Annotated in this window: 18 protein-coding genes and 1 pseudogene; 11 read left to right on the forward strand and 8 right to left on the reverse strand. The window is 42.3% G+C overall.

Annotation, left to right across the window (positions count from 1 at the left end; translation table 11 throughout):
- Window positions 1-471: 471 nt before the first annotated feature.
- Window positions 472-741, forward strand: coding sequence for a four helix bundle protein (locus F6K57_RS26315; protein WP_293030805.1), 270 nt, complete (start codon window positions 472-474; stop codon window positions 739-741).
- 633 nt (window positions 742-1374) lie between these two features.
- Window positions 1375-2373: pseudogene (locus F6K57_RS26320) on the forward strand (IS630 family transposase).
- Between the two features lie 4 nt (window positions 2374-2377).
- Here F6K57_RS26320 and F6K57_RS26325 read toward each other — a convergent pair.
- The 5 genes from F6K57_RS26325 to F6K57_RS26345 all read right to left on the reverse strand — a co-directional run bounded on the left by F6K57_RS26325 (window position 2378) and on the right by F6K57_RS26345 (window position 7825).
- Window positions 2378-2860 (reverse strand): Uma2 family endonuclease, encoded by a 483-nt coding sequence (locus tag F6K57_RS26325; protein WP_293019407.1) that lies wholly within the window; start codon window positions 2858-2860, stop codon window positions 2378-2380.
- Window positions 2861-3109: 249 nt separating this feature from the next.
- Entirely contained in the window at window positions 3110-3997 is an 888-nt protein-coding gene (locus F6K57_RS26330; protein ID WP_293019409.1) for an ROK family protein, read from the reverse strand.
- Window positions 3998-4096: 99 nt separating this feature from the next.
- Window positions 4097-4981: an ABC transporter permease gene (locus F6K57_RS26335; RefSeq protein WP_293019411.1), complete on the reverse strand. Its 885-nt coding sequence runs from the start codon at window positions 4979-4981 to the stop codon at window positions 4097-4099.
- A gap of 94 nt (window positions 4982-5075) precedes the next feature.
- A complete protein-coding gene (gene trxB, locus F6K57_RS26340; protein ID WP_293071488.1) occupies window positions 5076-6467 on the reverse strand; it encodes a thioredoxin-disulfide reductase in 1392 nt (463 codons plus the stop codon).
- A gap of 173 nt (window positions 6468-6640) precedes the next feature.
- Window positions 6641-7825, reverse strand: a complete 1185-nt coding sequence (locus tag F6K57_RS26345) for a hypothetical protein (protein WP_293019414.1) — start codon at window positions 7823-7825, stop codon at window positions 6641-6643.
- Between the two features lie 780 nt (window positions 7826-8605).
- Between F6K57_RS26345 and F6K57_RS26350 the strand changes: the two genes are divergently transcribed.
- Window positions 8606-10012, forward strand: coding sequence for a FecR domain-containing protein (locus F6K57_RS26350; protein WP_293071489.1), 1407 nt, complete (start codon window positions 8606-8608; stop codon window positions 10010-10012).
- Window positions 10013-10079: 67 nt separating this feature from the next.
- Here F6K57_RS26350 and F6K57_RS26355 read toward each other — a convergent pair whose 3' ends face one another.
- On the reverse strand, window positions 10080-11189 hold the full coding sequence (locus F6K57_RS26355; protein ID WP_293071490.1) for a metallophosphoesterase: 1110 nt from the start codon (window positions 11187-11189) through the stop codon (window positions 10080-10082).
- Window positions 11190-11549: 360 nt separating this feature from the next.
- Here F6K57_RS26355 and trmB point away from each other — a divergent pair, with 360 nt between their 5' ends.
- From trmB to rplT, 4 genes are all read left to right on the forward strand, one after another.
- On the forward strand, window positions 11550-12191 hold the full coding sequence (gene trmB / locus F6K57_RS26360) for a tRNA (guanosine(46)-N7)-methyltransferase TrmB (protein ID WP_293019419.1): 642 nt from the start codon (window positions 11550-11552) through the stop codon (window positions 12189-12191).
- 126 nt (window positions 12192-12317) lie between these two features.
- A complete protein-coding gene (locus F6K57_RS26365) occupies window positions 12318-13610 on the forward strand; it encodes a hybrid sensor histidine kinase/response regulator (RefSeq protein ID WP_293071491.1) in 1293 nt (430 codons plus the stop codon).
- A gap of 66 nt (window positions 13611-13676) precedes the next feature.
- Entirely contained in the window at window positions 13677-13874 is a 198-nt protein-coding gene (rpmI, locus tag F6K57_RS26370; protein WP_071107370.1) for a 50S ribosomal protein L35, read from the forward strand.
- A 65-nt stretch (window positions 13875-13939) separates the two neighbouring features.
- Complete coding sequence (rplT, locus tag F6K57_RS26375) at window positions 13940-14293, forward strand: 50S ribosomal protein L20 (protein WP_008186586.1); 354 nt, start codon at window positions 13940-13942, stop codon at window positions 14291-14293.
- 36 nt (window positions 14294-14329) lie between these two features.
- Here rplT and F6K57_RS26380 read toward each other — a convergent pair whose 3' ends face one another.
- Window positions 14330-14470, reverse strand: coding sequence for a hypothetical protein (locus tag F6K57_RS26380; protein WP_293071492.1), 141 nt, complete (start codon window positions 14468-14470; stop codon window positions 14330-14332).
- A gap of 234 nt (window positions 14471-14704) precedes the next feature.
- Here F6K57_RS26380 and F6K57_RS26385 point away from each other — a divergent pair, with 234 nt between their 5' ends.
- Window positions 14705-15466 (forward strand): transporter substrate-binding domain-containing protein, encoded by a 762-nt coding sequence (locus F6K57_RS26385; RefSeq protein ID WP_293071493.1) that lies wholly within the window; start codon window positions 14705-14707, stop codon window positions 15464-15466.
- Entirely contained in the window at window positions 15459-15986 is a 528-nt protein-coding gene (locus F6K57_RS26390; RefSeq protein ID WP_293071494.1) for a tetratricopeptide repeat protein, read from the forward strand. Before F6K57_RS26385 ends, F6K57_RS26390 begins: the two co-directional genes overlap by 8 nt.
- Window positions 15987-16008: 22 nt before the next feature.
- On the opposite strand, the gene F6K57_RS26395 is transcribed toward F6K57_RS26390, so the two are convergent.
- A complete protein-coding gene (locus F6K57_RS26395; protein WP_293071495.1) occupies window positions 16009-16707 on the reverse strand; it encodes an acetoacetate decarboxylase family protein in 699 nt (232 codons plus the stop codon).
- A 152-nt stretch (window positions 16708-16859) separates the two neighbouring features.
- On the opposite strand from F6K57_RS26395, the gene F6K57_RS26400 reads away from it, so the two are divergent.
- Together F6K57_RS26400 and F6K57_RS26405 are read left to right on the forward strand one after the other, a co-directional pair.
- The gene (locus F6K57_RS26400) at window positions 16860-17819 is read left to right on the forward strand and encodes an Rpn family recombination-promoting nuclease/putative transposase (protein WP_293071496.1); all 960 of its coding nucleotides are present in this window, start codon (window positions 16860-16862) and stop codon (window positions 17817-17819) included.
- Window positions 17820-18026: 207 nt separating this feature from the next.
- Window positions 18027-18926, forward strand: a complete 900-nt coding sequence (locus F6K57_RS26405; RefSeq protein WP_293071497.1) for an Rpn family recombination-promoting nuclease/putative transposase — start codon at window positions 18027-18029, stop codon at window positions 18924-18926.
- Window positions 18927-19151: the final 225 nt, after the last annotated feature.

The following is a 19151-nucleotide window of genomic DNA, read 5'->3' on the forward strand; positions in this document are numbered from 1 at the left end:
ATAGTAACTTATTGCTGGGATTGAATCAGCTAATTAGTGATATTAATCAATATCAATTCTTTTTTAATTCTGGATAATCTGACTTATTTGTTAATCATTGAATTCGGAGAGTGACAGAAGAGGGATAAGAATTAAGAATTAAGAATTGAGAATTAAGAATTAAGAATTAAGAATTGAGAATTAAGAATTAAGAATTAAGAATTAAGAATTAAGAATTAAGAATTAAGAATTAAGAATTAAGAATTAAGAATTAAGAATTAAGAATTAAGAATTAAGAATTAAGAATTAAGACATTTTTATATTTATGTATTTATGCATAGAAGAAGATATAGCAGTACGCACGCACTTGTTAGGACAACTCTTACCTCTAAAACCTTGTTAGAGTCAACTTCTGTCTTCTGCCCTCAGCATAGCTGCCTTGCGCGTAGCACTATAAAAGTAAATTATTAAATTACCTATGGTCAAAAATGAATGAGAAAAAAAGATATACAAGAAAGAACGCTAAACTTTAGCGTAAGAATAGTCAATCTCTGTAAATTTCTGAGACAAAATGGTGGGACTGGATATGATTTAAGCAAACAATTAATCCGCTGTGGAACAAGTATTGGAGCAAATGTTGAGGAAGCACAAAATGCAGAAAGTAAACGAGACTTTATTCATAAAATGAGTATATCCCTCAAGGAAGCTAGAGAGACAAATTATTGGTTAAAAATATTAATCGCTACCGAGAAAAACCTATAACCAAGATTGCTGTCTTTACTCAATGAATCTAACCAGGGTTAGCGCAAGAATCAATAAGCCGTAGCTTATTGAGAAAAAAACCACGTCATTCTCAACAAATTAACTCTATTGCGAGTACAGTTCGACGAGATTATAGGGGTTTCGAGCCACGAGCAACCGAGATCCAGCCAATGCACATTATGGGCAATTTTTTCTTGCGCTTACCCTGTGAATCTAACGAATTAATTTCTATTATTTATGCAATTATTAAAAACACTAAGGCTCAAAAATAATTCTATAGCCATTCTAAAACTGATGAGGTACAAATTTATGGGTTTTAGGGAACAGGGAACAGGGAACAGGGAACAGGGAACAGGGAACAGGGAATAGGTAATAAGCAAACAAAATCTCTGTCCCTCATAGCTATGAGAAACGCTATAAATTATACATTCTTCATTCTAAATTATACATTCTTCATTCTAAATTATACATTCTTCATTCTAAATTATACATTCTAAATTATACATTATGAGAAAAGTTGACACTTTCGAGGATAAAGCTATCTCCTTTTTCATAAGCAGGTGCACAAAATTAATTCCTATTTTTGACATAATAATATATAATTAGATAAAATCACTGAAAATGGGTAGTTATATGAGATTCATTAGAGAATTAAATACCGAAACTAAAAAACTGTTGGAAAGAATAAGTTGGCAAAGTAAATATCCTCAAGTGAGAGACCGAGCTAAATGTATATTGTTGAGTTATCAAAAGTTTTCTATCAATGAATTAAGTTCATTATTTGGAGTTACTCGAAAAACTATATATAACTGGTTAACTAAATGGGAATATCAAAAAATAATAGGAATATACAATCAAAAAGGTAGGGGCAGAAAACCTAAGTTAAATCAGGAGCAAAGGCAACAAGTAAAGGAGTGGGTAAAATCTGAACCAAAAAGCCTAAACAAAGTTAAAATTAAAATCAATAAAGAGTGGAAAATAGATGTAAGTAAGGAAACTATAAAAAGAACCATAAAAAAGTTGAACATGAAATGGAAAAGAATGAAGAGAGGAACGAGTAAAACCCCTGATGAATGGGAACTAGACGTAAAAATACCCAGACTAAAAGAGCTAAAAGAGCAAGCTAAAAAAGGATAAATTGAATTAAGATATTTAGATGAAAGTGGATTCTCTTTGAAGCCAGATATTCCTTATGGATGGCAAGAAAAGTTAAAAAGAATAACTATTAATAGTTCCCAAAGCAAAAGAATTAATGTTCTCGGATTAATGGGATGTGAAAATCAATTAGATTACGAAATCCATCAGGGTTCAATTGATAGTGAAATCGTGATTAATTTTTTAGATAATTTTAGTAAAAAATTATCTAAATTAACTGTAGTAGTAATGGACCAAGCTTCAATACACACAAGCAATAAAATCCTAGAAAAATTAGAAGAATGGCAAGGTAATAATTTAGATATATTTTGGTAACCTACTTACTCACCCAAGCACAACTTAATTGAAATTTTCTGGAAATTTATTAAGTATGAGTGGATTGAAATTGAGGCTTACGAAAACTGGAAAAGCTTTCTTAAATATCTCAAAAAAGTGCTTGACAATTTTGGGGAAGAATATGTAATTAATTTTGTTTAGGTGCTTAAGGATAAAGTACCCAAAACCCTTGCTGATTACGTCTAAAACACTCTACTCCTATTGTCTCTGACTGGATTAGAACATACTCCTGCAAGGTTTTTAGCTTACGGTATTTAGCAAACTTATTGCCCCGGTCGTATGCCTCTGTAGAGGGTGAGAGCACTTCTACAATCAGACAGGGATACTGAATAAACTGGTTAGACTCTTGATCTCTGGAATCACAAGTTACTACTACATCTGGGTAGTGGTAGGAACGAACTGAAGATATTTTTACCTTCACATCTACCATATAGACCTCACAGCTACTGTCTTGTAGGTGAGTATTTAGATCACTAGCCAAATTTAAAGCAATCCGGTTGTGAGGTTTCGAGCCTCCGGTCATGGCGAAGACTTCCCCATCGCTATACTCGTAACGAATCTCCTGAGTCCGTTCCCACTCCAGGTATTCTTGGGAAGTCATCCGGTAACGCTGTGGACTGGCAATCATGGTTTTTTGGAATCAATAGGGTATGGGCAGACCTGGTGGTGCGTTACGGGGCGGGCTGTCCCAAAACTGGCTACTGAGAAAATTAGGGCAAGCCCGCCCCTAACACACCCTACGCACTAATTTATCCTTTCCATAAAACAACCTTCAACCTAAATTCTAAATTCTCCATTCTTAATTCTTAATTCTTAATTCTTAATTCTTAATTCTTCATTCTTAATTCTTAATTCTAAATTATTAATTCTAAATTCTTCATTTTACGTGTTTTTGCCAAGCCAATCGTGCTGCTCCCACCATTCCAGCTCGATTCCCTAATTCTGCTTTAAGTAACTCTAAACCAGTACGAGAGGAAGGCAAAACTCGTTGCTCTATTTCTGCTAGAGTTGTTGGCAAGAAAAACTCGGCACTAGCACTTATACCACCACCAATAATAATGGCTTCTGGTGTCAGTGGATAAATAAGACTAGTTAGCCCAATCCCTAATAAGCGTCCGTAATCTGCCCAAAATTCTAAGGCTTCCTGGTTTCCTTCTTGGGCTAATTTACCAAGTTCTGCTGGTTCTTTGCCACTGTTGCTTCGGATTGCCCTAATGGAAAGGTATTGCTCTAGAGAACCCCGATTACCACTATTACCCTCGGGACCATCGGGATATAGATTAATTAAGCCCAACTCCCCAGCAGACCCGAGATGACCTGTGAAGAGTTGACCATCGAAAATGATTGCCCCTCCTACCCCTGTGCCTAGGGTGAGTAGAATCAAATTCCGAAACCGACGACCAGCCCCTAACCAAGCTTCTCCTAAACCAGCACAGTTAGCATCATTAGCAACAACTGTGGGATAACCGACTTTGGCTTCTAACTGATCGGCTAGGGGAACATCGTGCCAATCCGTTAGGTTAATCGCAACTTTAGCAATTCTTCCAGCAACATCAGCAGGGCCAGGACATCCAACCCCGATACCAATTACTTCTTCCCTGGTATCGAGACGAGAGATTGCTGCTACTATTGCTTCGATCACCGCTGTTGGTGTTGCTGGTTGGGGTGTATCTACTGTTAGAGACTCCAATTCGGTTCCATCTTCACGGAAGCGTCCCAACTTAATCGCAGTGCCACCTAAATCAATGCCTATGGCTTGAGTCATTAGTCCTTAGTGATTTGTCATGAGTCATTTGTCCTTAGGCATTTTAAGGCAAAAGGCATGCATGCAAGAGGCATGCATGCAAGAGGGTTTTATTGAATTTCAATGTTTCTGACGAAATCGGGGATTAATCAACTCGCTTAATCCTTCTCCTACTAAGGACAATCCTACCACCATCAGTGTCATGGCTAAACCAGGGAAGAGCGCTGTCCACCAAATCCCAGTTGGTAAGGCATCGAGGGCTTGACGTAAGTCATGACCCCACTCTGGGGTTTGTTCTGGCAATCCTAATCCTAAAAATCCCAGTCCTCCCAAGATTAAAATCGCATCAGCGGCGTTGAGGGTAAATAGAACTGGTACACTTTGAATCACATTCAGAAATAGATAGCGCGATAATATCCTACCAGGGGAAGCCCCCAGGGCTTGAGCGGCTTCGATGAACAATTCAGTTTTGACGCTAGTGGTGTGATTCCGGACTACCCGATAGTATTGGGGGACATAGGAAATACTTAATGCGATCGCAGCATTGAAGACTCCTCTACCGACTACAAAGGCCAGAGTCACCGATAGCAGTAGTCCTGGCAAGGTATAGATCGTATCCATTAAAAACAGTAATACCCGATCGAGTTTGCCACCGAGATAACCACTGATTAACCCCAAAGGGACACCAATGATCAGGCTGAGGGTGGTAGCGAGAACGACTACTTTTAGAGCAGCTTGAGAGCCAAACCAGGTGCGAGAGAAAACATCATAACCCTGGCGAGAGGTACCAAACCAGTGATTCCAGCTCGGTGCTTCATGAATGGGATTACTGAGGGACTGGGTAGGGTCTTGTAGCCATCCCCAAGCTTGAAAGGTGGGAGCGAAAATGGCTACTACAATAAAGCACCCAGTAATCACTAGTCCTGCTACCATTAGTTTGATGGATAGACTAGGCCCTCTAGTAAAAGACAAAAAGCTGGGGAATGATTGTTTGGTTGAGGTCATCCTTCATCCTTGATACTGATAGCATTTATCATACTGATCAGGTAAACAATCTTGTGAACCTTTTGCCTTTTGCCTTTCGCCTTTTGCCTATCTCTTAAACAGTAGTTGGTAAATAGCGTTCAATGGCTTGACGATACTGACTCTTTTGCTTAATTCCTTTAAATTCCGCTAGGAACTCTTTGTCCTTAAATAACTGTACGGTAGGTGTTCCCACCACTTGAGCATTTTCAGCTATTTCTCTGTCTTGGTCAATATCGATCTCGACAAAGTGAATTTTGCCATTATACTCATCTACTACTTTATCCAGCATGGGCTTGAGAATTTTACAAGGACCACAACTGGGGGAAATATACTTGACCATGATTATGCGATCGCTTTCATGGAACAGTTTACGCAAGGCATAGCCCCCCAGATGGCGTGTTTCATTAATATCAAAGGTTTCCGCCGTCTCAGCTACTGGTTTTTCTTCAGTTTCTTCAGGTTTTTCAGCCGTTGGCTGTTCTGATGCCGGTTGTTGATGATACTCATGAATTAGGTTATTGGCAGATAGCCAGCGTTCTGCTAACATAGCCCCCATACAACCTGTTCCAGCCGCAGTGATAGCTTGACGGAACTCATGGTCTTGGACATCACCAACAGCATAGACTCCCTCGACACTGGTTTCCACCGAACCGGATTTAGTGACAATGTAACCGAGCTGATCTAACTCCAGTTGTCCTCTAAATAAGGATGTGTTAGGAGTGTGACCAATAGCGTAAAACATCCCCCGAACTGAAATATCCTTTTCCTCACCAGTTTCAGTATCCTGGACTCTTACGCCAGTCATCGAACCATTGTCTCCAAACACATCAACTGGCTGAGTATTCCAGTGAATAGTAATTTTGGGATTATTCAACACCCGGTCTTGCATGGTTTTGCTAGCTCGCATCTCATGCCGACGTACTAGCATATGAACATGGGAACCATACTTGGTCAAATATACAGCTTCCTCTGCCGCTGAGTCACCCCCCCCGACTACCGCCACTTCCTTACCACTGAAAAGGGGAGATGCACCATCACAGATGGCACAAGCTGAGATCCCATTACTCCAGTACTGAGCTTCCCTGGGTAAATGCAACCGTTTCGCTGTTGCCCCGGTAGCAATCACAATACTATGGGTTTTTACTTCCCGTTCCTCAGAGCGCACAGTAAAGGGACGCTGACTTAAGTCTACAACGATCACATCTTCGGTATAGCATTCAGTGCCCCAGCGTTCTGCTTGAGCCTTCATCCGTTCCATTAATTGAGGTCCGGTGATTCCCTCTGGGAAGCCAGGGAAGTTTTCTACTTCTGTAGTAGTCATCAGCTGTCCACCAGGGATTCCCCCAGCTTGAAAGCCTTCAAACATTAAGGGTTTCAGGTTAGCTCGTGCCCCATAAATCGCTGCTGTGTAACCGGCAGGACCAGAACCGATGATGACAAGATTTTCTACAGAGGAGTTGGACATCTGATAAACAAACTCATAACGACTACGTTTTCAGTATAACTGAGTATACCATATACAACTTAGCGAATGTTGTAAGACATTTAAATTGTGAATAGGGGCGCTTTGGAGGTAAGAATTCAGCTGACTGCTGACTGCTGACTGCTGACTGCTGAAAAGCGTACAACCTGACTTTATCAAAACAGAGGTACATTAAAACTCATACCTGTACCGAAAACTGTCCCATCAAAATTAATTCTGGAGTTGGAAGAAGAACCAAAGCTTTGTCCAGCATACAAATAAATTTGACTATTACTAGAAATCTTATAACTGACACGACCAATTAACTGATGATAGTTATCATACCGTTCCCTTTCGGTATAATCAGATAAGGCAAGTTGGTAACTAAGAGCTGCTTTAAATCGGGGATAGGGGTAATAGGCTAAAGATGCTCTGAAAACATTACTAATCTTAGAGCGTGTCTCTGGATCAGCAAAACGTAGGTTTAACTTATAGGACGTATCTAAGGCTAAGTCCTTTGCTAACCAATCCCGTCGGCTGAGTCTAAGATATACAGAATTATAATGAGCGAAGCGATCGCCTCCCTCTTGCTTGAATAACTGTTGATTGCTCCATCCTAACTCCCCATAGGTTCTTTTCAATAACTTCTGACGAACTCCTAGGTTAACTTTCAGTTGATTATAATCAAGTTGGGATCTATCTCCATAACGCACTATATTACCACTTACTGAGGTTATGAGCTTAGTGTCAGGTCCGAGGGATGGTACAGCTAATAGGGTTAGTCCTGGTCTCAACAGACCATCATCAACTGGATCGACTCCAGCGAAAATATTATCGCTTCTGAAATAACTGACTCTACCCTGTAAATATACTGTAGGTTTAGGGGGAGTCGGTGGTTTTTCTTGGAGCCGCAAACGGAGCACCCCCAGTTCCGGGTCTCCATCATTAGCGTTGGAATCTGAGTTTGAACTATTATCTCCAGAAGCAGGTTTACCTTGAGATATCTGTGACCTGTCAACTACCTCAGTTGAGCTAGAACTCGATGAATGCTCACTGACAACAAAGGAAGATAATAGTTCTCCACCACTCCCGATTTTAACCTGAGATAACTTAGGAGTACAATGCTGTTTTACCTGATCAGTATTAGCTTGGTGTTCTGTACCACTAAAAACTAAACTGACTGCTGGCTGATGGGAAATACTGTCTATGGGGTAACATCCAGACCAAGCGGGTTTACTGATGGTCAGTGTACTTAAGAAAATCAGATGTCCCAAAGTAGCTAAATAGGTTTTTTTAATCTGGTGCTGGGGAGGATGATCATCCTCAGAGTTGTCGTGATGTTTTTTATTTTTTGAAACCATATTTAATTTAAAAAAATATCGTTAAATTAATAACAAATTAAGATAATAAACATTAATTTTTTTTTAAAAAAAATAATAAAGTTCAATCATGATAGTTTAATACTCATTACTCTAGAATAGTCGTTGCTAAGCTGTGAGCGGTCTACAGGGTTTTTCCTAACAATGAGGTACACAGTATTTTTGGCCTGCTCCCTGCTCCGAGGCTCCCTTCCCCCCTTACTAAGGGGGGTTAGGGGGGATTTCTGCTCCCTGACTAAAAAATAGACAAGTTAAATGAGCAACAGCTTACCAAAATTGATCAATGCAGGTAGGGTATTTTTCTCCCAGCTAATAATTACTAACCACCAGCGGTGTTTTCAGGATTGACTAACCTGTATTTCATACTACTCTGAAGAAAAAATATCCTGACTTGACTTAGAGCCTACAGAATGTCGTATAGGAGAGTTTTGTACCTACTCTTCGAGAAGGCAACGCCAAAGCCCCGTAAGCTATCAGCTAATGCGCTACCTCAAGCGCGTCGTTCGCACAGCGTGGCCAAACGCGCCCCGCGTGGCCTAAAGGCCAAGGCCAAAGCCTGTGCCACCCACGCTACTTGAGGTTCTGATCGGGAAAGTTCCAGGGTCTAAAGCGCGACTGCATCAAGAAAAGAGCTAAGCATTCGTTTAATCTCTGTTAAATCAGCTGATAGCACCTCAAGTAGCACCATCTGTAGCGCATTAGCTGAATGCTGACCTCTCAACTACCTGACAATACTGACCTTTGAGCTATTGGAGTTGCCCCGTGTTTCGCAAGACAGTCCTACTACTTTCCATCTCTCTATGGAGCGTTAATTCACTAATTTGTTCTAAACCAGTCAGTGCCGAAATTCCCTTAACTAGTGCTGTGCTACAGAAGCTACGTAACCGAGTGCGATTGATTCCTCAAAATCAGTCAGCTCGACCAGCCCGTCCATCTGATGCCATGACGATAGGAGATGCACTGGTAACAGCTCGCTCCTCCATGGCTCAACTGCGCTTCAATGATGGTTCCCTAGCCCGACAAGGAGAGTTAGCTGTCTTTCGATTTATACCTAGAAGTCGTACCTTTGAGCTATCTAATGGCACACTACTGCTGTTAATTCCTCCAGATCGGGGTAAAACTCGAGTGCGTACACCCAATGCCGTGGCTGGGATTAGGGGGTCAGCTCTGTTCATGCGATATATATCTGATACCAATACAACAATTGTTGGAGCTCTGACCAATAGCGGTATTGTGGTCTATAATCGCACTCGTTCTCAAGTTCAGGAATTAAAAGCTGGGCAGATCGTGGTTATAACCGAGGATCAAATTGAGCAGGTTTATGAATTTGACCTCAGAGAGTTTTATGAAACCAGTGAATTAGTCAAAGGGCTGAATTTGACCCAGACAGGACCGGCGGATAGTCCAGATCAAGCTTTGGATTTAGTGCGAGGGGAAATTGCAGATGCTCTAGAGGCGCAAGTTCCTATTATTGGCAACAACATAATTGTTAATCCTACTTTCATTCGTCTTCGGGGGAGTGAATCGGACGAGTTTCCCAGTGCTGATTTTAGTGTGATTGATGGTGGTGTTGATGTCTTCGATCAAGATGTGGGTTCTGAGAATTCCAATGCCGATATCACTGATCAGGTTAACCAGTTAGATATCAGGTCTACCTTGGAAACCGGTGAGTTTCTTAACACTGAGCAGGAGGATGAAACTGTTGAACTGGATCCCGAAGACGTTGACAAACCACTAGAGCCGGAACCAGAACCAGAACCAGAACCCGAGCCCGAGCCGGAACCGGAACCTGAGCCGGAACCAGAACCAGAACCAGAACCGGAACCGGAACCGGAACCGGAACCTGAGCCTGAGCCCGAGCCCGAGCCCGAGCCAGAACCGGAACCGGAGCCGGAGCGTGAGCGTGAACCGGAAATTCCTGTTCAGCTACCGGATCAAGGTCAAGGAGTAGAGGATGACTTCCCTGGTCAAGGTCAAGGAGTAGAGGATGGCTTCCCTGGTCAAGGTCAAGGAGTAGAGGATGGCTTCCCTGGTCGAGGTCAAGGAGTAGAGGATGGCTTCCCTGGTCAAGGTCAAGGAGTAGAGGATGGCTTCCCTGGTCAAGGTCAAGGAGTAGAGGATGGCTTCCCTGGTCAAGGTCAAGGAGTAGAGGATGGCTTCCCTGGTTGAGGAAATCCCTGAGCTTATCAGGTTAGTTGTAGTGCTTGAATTTATTCAAGAAAAGCCGTCTTAGTCATTAGTTTTTTGTCAGCAACAGAGTGGTCTGATTATCAATCAGAGCAGGTTTACCATCACTGGTATGGCAGCTAAATGACTCAAAATAGCGACGAACTGGGGTAGGAAACTCAGGAAAGTTGAATACAGCATCACCATCAGCAATATTAGCCCAGAAGTAGCGTAGACTCGGAGCAAGTTTCTGGGCATCTGGTAACGGTAAATTTAAGGGGGGAGAAGTCAGGAGTTTCACCATGAATGGATAAGAGCGATCGCTCATCCATTCTCTAGATATCTGGGGTAGGTTTTCCCAACCAGGGACTGACTCCACTCGATGAGATTCAATTTGTAACCATCTTTTTCCTTGATTATCGGTACACAACTGCAATATCCGGTAGGGGTGAGGATAGCTAACTAATGAACCTGTGGTGATTTCGTAGACTCCCTCTTGATAGGCGATATCCTGTACATGCAAGTGACCTGTAAAGAGTAGATTGACCCCAGCAGTTTTGAGAATATTGTGTAATATTGGACCATTTTCCAAGATATACCGATGTCCCAAGGAATGGTTAGCTTGATCGGGCAAATGCTCGATCACATTGTGATGCACCATCACCAGCACCAATTTATCCTGGCACTGGGAAAGCACTTGCTCAAGCCAGATCAGCTGTTGCTGATCAAGACGCCCTACCTGTTTACCACCGGTATCGAACTGGTTAGAATTTAACCCAATCAGCTGTACTCCAGGCAAAACTTCACAGGTATAGTACAACTGCTCGGGATTTTCATAACCAAATTGGCGATAGTAGTAAGGAAATTCCTTTAGTCCAATCGAGTGTTCATTGGGTAAGATATTGGGGACATCATGATTTCCAGGTACGACGTACACTGGAAAAGGCAACTGGCTCAATCGCTTTTGTAACCAGGCATGATTGTCTGGTTCACCATGCTGGGTTAAGTCTCCTGGTAGGAGGAGGAAATCCAAGGCTTTCTGCTCTAAATCCTCCAGAATCCTTTCTAGGACTGGAATACTAACTTCTACCAAATGAAACCGATTGGGATGATCCCAGATGGTTTGGGGTAACCCGATATGTAGGTCACTTACCACGGCAAAGCGAAAATTTAAACTCATAGCTAAAACTTTTCTTGATTAAACCCTAGATTAATTATTATTAAAATTATCGCTCATGACGTTTGCTGTTATACCATTACAACTCCTTGTTTAGGTTACATTTAACTGCTCACCTAAACAATAATGGATAATCTTTAATTTAGCCTGACATAATTAGGCTTTAGTCTATAAAAAACTTTAAAGATTACATTTAGGATAAATACAGATGAGTCGGAATTGCCTTCATTGAGGTGCGACCCAAGGGCGATTTACTCGCCCGCTTAAGGCGCGCACCTAGATATCACATTTACAACTAGATTAGGGATATAACCCCTAATCCCTGATCCCCCATCCCCTGAGTAAAGTAAGGAGGTGCTAAGGTTGGCTAGAGTCCGAGTGCGACAACACGTTAATCCACTTAGCAAGCAATATCAGATGCCGGTGAGTCCTCCGGATTGGAATCAAGTTTATGCCCAAACGGCTCTTCCATTACATCTGGATATTGGCTGCGGGAGAGGGGAATTTTTATTGCAGATGGCAACACAACAACCCCACTGGAATTTTTTGGGGTTAGAAATTCGGGAACCATTGGTAAAACAAGCCAACAGTAAGGTGGTGGATTTAGGGTTGAGCAATCTCCTATTTTTGTTCTGTAATGCTAATAGTTCTATAGATTCACTCTTTAGCTCTTGGCACCCTGGTGCCTTGCAGCGCGTCACTATTCAATTTCCTGATCCTTGGTTCAAGAAGCGACAAGCCAAACGACGTATAGTGCAGCCCACCTTGGTTGATACTCTAGGGGCTTATTTGACCAGTGGAGGGGAGGTCTTTCTACAATCCGATGTGGAGGAAGTGGCAGTGGAAATGCGATCGCGTTTCGATGCTCATCCAGTCTTCTACCGGCCAGAGACTGCTTGGCTGCCAACCAACCCCCTGCCAGTGGCTACTGAACGGGAAATTTCCACCCTCGCTCGTGGTGAACCTGTGTACCGAATGTTGTTCTTTCGCCGTGATGATGTTTAAGGAATCGTGGAGTAGGAACACTGGTAGCCAAACCGCCTTCTGATTCAATCAGATCAGCGGGCTACTGGTCTGTATGCTCCTGCCCAATTTGCTTCTCCCCTATGGTTCGCTCTACCTAATTAAAGCATGAATAACCATCAAGCTGAGGCAACTCAGGCAGAAATTATGGTTGTGGATGACACACCAACCAATTTGCAGCTGCTATCTTCGATCCTGATTGAGCAAGGCTATCAGGTTAGGAGCATGATCGATGGACTACTTGCCTTGGAATCAGCATTGTGTGATCCACCGGATTTGATTTTACTCGACATTATAATGCCAAAGATCGATGGCTATGAGGTCTGTAAACAGCTGAAATCTAATCAAAAAACTCAGGGAGTTCCAGTAATCTTTATCAGTGCTTTGGATGAAACTTGGGACAAGGTGAAAGCCTTTGCTGTTGGTGGTGCTGACTATATCACCAAGCCATTCCAGGTTGAGGAAGTTTTAGCCCGTGTGGAGAATCAATTGACTCTGCACAAGCTACAAACACAACTGATTGAGCAAAATCAACTGCTGCAACAGGAAATTCGCGATCGCATTTCCGCTCAAGCTGCTTTAGAAGCCCTCAATCAAGAACTTGAAACCAGAATCCAAGCTCGCACAGTGGAACTAAGAGATTACTTAGAACAGCTACGGAACTTGGAATCGCAATTGCGTCAATCACTGGAGCGTGAAAAAGAAGTCAGTGATCTTAAATCTCGGATTATTTTTACCATATCCCATGAGTACCGTACACCTTTAATGACAATTCTATCCTCTGTGGAACTCCTAGAAAAGTACCGTCATAAATTTACTGATTCTCAGCAACTTAAACATTTTTGGCGGATCCAAGCTGCGGTCAAACATATGACTACCCTAGTCAATGATTTATTATTCATTAATCAAGCAGAATTCGATAAGTTAGAATTGAAACCAGTTGCTTTGAACTTAGTAACATTTTGTCAGGAGTTATTCTGCCCAATTAAATCAAGCCTTGGGGCTAAACATCGGCTAATATTTAGTAGTGAAAGAGACTGGGAGCCAATATTAGGAGACCCCAAAATCCTTCGACAAATTCTGACTAACATCATCTCCAATGCCATTAAATATTCTCCCGATGGTGGGACTATTTTAGTACAACTAAACGGAGATGAAGAGAAAGTCATATTACAGATAATTGATCAAGGTATTGGCATCCCTAAAGAAGACCAACCAAAATTGTTTGAGTCTTTTAGTCGTGCCAGTAATGTGGGTATAATCCCAGGAACAGGACTAGGGTTATCAATTGTCAAAAGTTGTGTAGACTCCCACGGTGGTAAGATTCACTTGGAAAGTGAAGTGGGTGTCGGAACAACCTTTACCATCACCTTGCCCAAGAATTTACCAGAAGAGGAATAAGCCGGTCACTTAATTACGCAGCAATTGGTATACAATAATAAATTGTGCCATTATTATAATCCGTCAATGCCTAAACTAAAAAGCCGCAAATCAGCTGCCAAGCGTTTTAGAGCTACTGGCAGTGGTAAAATAAGACGCCGCAAAGCGTTTAAAAATCACTTACTAGAACACAAGACCTCAGAAAGGAAGGGACGCTTGTCTAAGCTGAGCTTGGTAGACGAACGGGATGCGGATAATGTTCGCCTGATGTTGCCTTATATGTAAATCTTAACAGTAGACCATTACTGCTAACACTACTACTAAAGTAAACAAACTAGCTAGAATTAACCATGACACGGGTAAAACGCGGTAATGTCGCTCGTAAGCGGCGCAAAAAAATTCTCAAACTTGCTAAGGGGTTCAGAGGTTCCCACTCGAAACTCTTCCGCATTGCTAACCAACAAGTGATGAAAGCGCTGCGGAATGCCTATCGTGATCGCCGCAAGCGCAAGCGGGATTTTCGACGTCTGTGGATTACTCGCATTAACGCAGCAGCACGTCAAAATGGCATTAGCTACAGCCAGCTGATGGGTCAAATGAAAAAAGCCAATATCCAAATTAACCGCAAGATGTTGGCACAGCTGGCAGTGCTGGATCCAGATAGCTTTAACAAAGTGGTGGAATTAGCGGCTAAAGCTGAGTAAGCATATGCGCTACGCGCACCCTACGCGCGTCTGCGGTCAGCCTTCAGCTTTTGGCCATTCGCGTAGCGTGGCCATAGGCCAAGGCCAATCGCTGACGGCTGAATGCTTAGCAAGCTGAAAAACTTGGGTTTTGGGTAAATAGGTAATCCGTAAAGGATTAAGTTGTCGGGTGATCAAAAAACTTTGGTTATTTTGATTATTATAGATTATAATAGTTAGCTCACCCCTCTTCACTTAGTATCTTTAATTGGTATTTAATTGGTATTTAATTGGGTATTTCTTGTTCAGTTAAGTTCCTGAATTCACAGGGAATACCTTACATTTTTACCAATTTCTTTACCAATTTTGATTCCCCAACCGATGCTTAAGCAAAAATTCTTCAACTTTGGTATGGTATTCGGATTGACGGCGATGTCTTTTTTGACACCGTTACGGGTTGGGAGTGCTCAACTTGAGGAAATAGAGCAGCGGGGTCAGTTGATAGTTGCTGTCAAAGATAATCTGCGCCCTTTGGGATATAGGGATGCCGATGGCAAGTTACAAGGATTGGAAATTGACTTAGCACGACGTCTAGCAGAAGAACTGTTAGGTAATTCTGATGCGGTGGTGTTGCAGCAGGTGGGAAATCTTGACCGACTTAAGGTGGTTTTGGACGGTGAAGTTGACCTGACAATTGCTAGAGTCACAGCCACAGCACCTCGCCGCCGATTAGTGGATTTTAGTATCCCCTACTACCTGGATGGCACGGGTTTGATTACTAAAGACCCCTTAATTACCAGATTGGGTGATCTCCATAGCAGAACCATCGCCATACTCAATCATTCTAGCACAATTGCCGTCGTGCAGTATGCTTTACCGGAATCTAGGGTGGTGGGAGTAGATTCCTACCAAGAAGCGCGATCGCTTTTAGAAAATGGTAGGGCTGATGCTTTTGCTGCCGATAAGAGCATTCTCAGTGGCTGGGTACAAGACTATCCTGAGTATCGGATGCTACCAGTGTGGCTCTCGGGTGAAGCCTTGTGTGTGGTGATGCCTAAGGGGTTACAATACACCAAGCTAAAGCAGCGCGTGAATAATGCGATCGCACGCTGGCAAGCAGATGGTTGGTTAGCTCAACGAGCAACTGTTTGGGGATTACCATTAAGAAGAAAAACTGTCAAGCCTTATGAATGATACACTGCCAACTATTTATCTCTCAGTTTTGCTAGTCCTACTTGCTGGTGTTACTGTCGCTGTGCTGCGCCAAGTTCTCAAAACTCGTAAAATTGAAACCACTCTCTCTCGGTTGGAAAAAAAGCTGCAAAAAGACCGGGGGACGGTTATAGAGTATTATGAATTGGGCAGTATTTATGCGGACAAGAAGCTCTTTGGTCAAGCTATCCTACTATTTCAAAAAGCCTTGAAAGGGACTGATGCTGAGGACGAAAACCTTGCTCCTGTCTATAATGCTTTGGGTTTCGCCTATTGTGCCAAAGAACAGTATGATCTGGCTATTCGCCAGTACAAAGAAGCCTTGAAGCAAGAGCCTGGATATGTCACAGCCCTCAACAATCTCGGTCATGTTTACGAGCGCAAGCAATTAACAGCTCAAGCCTTAGAAGCTTATGATGAGGCGCTCAAGTATGACCCCAAGAATTCTACCGCTAAGCGTCGAGCAGAATCTCTCCGGAAACGCTTGGTTACACCAGCTTGAATAAAGTCAGAAGTATCAAGTATCAAGCATGAATTATCAAGGATGAATTTAGTTGTCCTACTACTTCTGGTACACCAGCGATTAAGCACAGCTTATCCATATCAAGGGTTAACCATGGTTGCTTGAGCGCTAGATTGGCAAAGGGACTCTCAGGTGGGACCTCTAACTGGCTACCCACTAAGCCTAAGCGGGATTTAAAATCACCGTTGAAGTAGAGAATATTGCCTGAGAGGGTGCTTAAGACATTGTCATTTAGAGGGACTTGCCAGCCAAACTTAGCGTGATTGTAGCTGAAGCGGCACAGGGTATTCTCTCCTTGACGGACGGTGACCCGATGTTGATATCTGGTAGGGCGTTCGCGTAGCGTGACCTTTGGTCGTTCGCATTTTTCCCAGGTGAACTCAGCTATCTCTTTTGGTAATCCCCAAATTTCTCGACCACCTGCGACAGAATCGTGGTTATCGACGTAGATGTGGGAAATCCAGCCGCCAGTTTTGCGGGAATAGCGCACTCTGCCAGCAACTACAATTAATTCACTGTATTCTAGGACTGACCCTGAGCCGTACAGGGATAGATACACCCCACCTAGAGTCTTTCCTGGCCAGAGGGAGACGATGTCAAATTCTGGGGGAATTAGCGATCGCACTCGCTCAATATCAATCAGCTGCAAGGTTTGGATGGCGTAGCCTTGTAGTGTCCAGGGTGGGTTTGGGTAAGTCATCGGAACATCCTCTAGGTAAAATGCTTAATCCGTTGATTTTTGTGAAAGGAATCCAAGATTATGCCGATTATGATAAAAATTACCAATTTAGTCAATTAGTAAAATTTACATATAATCGAGATAATCGAGAACAGTAGCACCAGCACAAGACAATGCCAGATACACATATTCGCTTTGATTGGGCAATCAAAAAACTGCTGCGGAATAAAGCTAACTTTGGTGTTTTGGAAGGGTTTATAAGTGAGTTGTTGCATTTTGATATTACCATCAAAACCCTTCTGGAAAGCGAAGCTAATCAAGAGACACTCGATGATAAAACTAACCGAGTTGATATTCTCGCTGAAACCACGGATGGTGAGCTGATCCTGATTGAAGTACAAAACAACCCTCAACACGATTATTTCCACCGTATGCTCTACGGTGCCTCTAAGTTAGTCACCGAATACTTAGACAAAGGTCAAGAGTACGGTCAAATTAAAAAAGTCTACTCAATCAATATAGTCTACTTTAACCTGGGAATGGGAGATGACTATATTTATTCCTATCGCGGAGAGTTCATTGGGGCTAATCTCGGGGATATCCTGCAACCGACCAAAACTCAGGAGTTTAAATTTCACATCAATAAAGTAGCAGATATCTTCCCAGAATACTACTTACTGAAAGTCAGAAATTTTAAGGATTTAGCGAAAAACCCCTTAGATGAATGGATTTATTTTCTGAAAAACAGCGACATCAAAGCGGAATTTTCTGCCAAAGGAATAGCCGAAGCCAAGGAGGCGCTACGAGTTAATAATTTATCAGAACAAGAACGAGTAGCTTATGAGCGTTATATCAACAACAAGCGTGACGAAGCCAGTATCCTGAGTACCCAAGAGCTTGAGACCAAATGGCAAGTGGAACAGGCAGAAATTCGAGGGATGGAAAAAGGGATGCAACAAGGTATCCAACAAGGAAAACAAGAAGGTATTCAACAAGGTATCCAACAAGGAAAACAACAAGGAAAAAAAGAAGAAAAAATAGCAGTCGCCCGTTCCTGCCGGGAACAAGGTTTAGATGTGGAGACTATTATGAAAATCACCCAACTTTCTCGGGAAGAGATTGAATCAATTTAGAATTTAGAATGCGCGAATTTAGAATGCGCGGATTTGTAATTCACCATTCACCATTCACTCTTTCTTCCTTAATGGGGTTCCCCTGGCCAGATTTGGGTGAATGACGTTCAAGATTTACCTCTTCCCGATTCCCTGGGCACAGGGTATTTTTTAGTAAAATTTACCTATAATCGAGATAATTGAGAACAGTAGCACCAGCACAAGACAATGCCAGATACACATATTCGCTTTGATTGGGCAATCAAAAAACTGCTGCGGAATAAAGCTAACTTTGGTGTTTTGGAAGGGTTTTTAAGCGAGTTGTTGCATTTTGATATTACCATCAAAACCCTTCTCGAAAGCGAAGCTAATCAAGAGACCCTCGATGATAAAACTAACCGGGTTGATATTCTCGCTGAAACCACTGATGGCGAGCTGATCCTGATTGAAGTACAAAACAACCCTCAACACGATTATTTCCACCGTATGCTCTACGGTGCGTCTAAGTTAGTCACCGAATACTTAGACAAAGGTCAAGAGTACGGTCAAATTAAAAAAGTCTACTCAATCAATATAGTCTACTTTAACCTGGGAATGGGAGATGACTATATTTATTCCTATCGCGGAGAGTTCATTGGGGCTAATCTCGGGGATATCCTGCAACCGACCAAAACTCAGGAGTTTAAATTTCACATCAATAAAGTAGCAGATATCTTCCCAGAATACTACTTACTGAAAGTCAGAAATTTTAAGGATTTAGCGAAAAACCCCTTAGATGAATGGATTTATTTTCTGAAAAACAGCGACATCAAAGCGGAATTTTCTGCCAAAGGAATAGCCGAAGCCAAGGAGGCGCTACGAGTTAATAATTTATCAGAACAAGAACGAGTAGCTTATGAGCGTTATATCAACAACAAGCGTGACGAAGCCAGTATCCTGAGTACCCAAGAGTTTGAGACCAAATGGCAAGTGGAACAGGCAGAAATTAGAGGTATTGAAAAAGGGATGCAACAAGGAAAACAAGAAGAAAAAATAGCGGTCGCCCGTTCCTGCCGGGAACAAGGTTTAGATGTGGAGACTATTATGAAAATTACCCAACTTTCTCGGGAAGAGATTGAATCGTTGTAACTCCATTCTCTATTCCCTGTTCTCTGGGTACAGGGCTAGATTTAGTACAATTTACCTATAATAGAGAACAGTAGCACCAGCACAAGACAATGCCAGACACACATATTCGCTTTGATTGGGCAATCAAAAAACTGCTGCGGAATAAAGCTAACTTTGGTGTTTTGGAAGGGTTTATAAGTGAGTTGTTGCATTTTGATATTACCATCAAAACCCTTCTGGAAAGCG

Source organism: Moorena sp. SIO4A5 (assembly GCF_010672005.1).
Lineage (GTDB): Bacteria > Cyanobacteriota > Cyanobacteriia > Cyanobacteriales > Coleofasciculaceae > Moorena.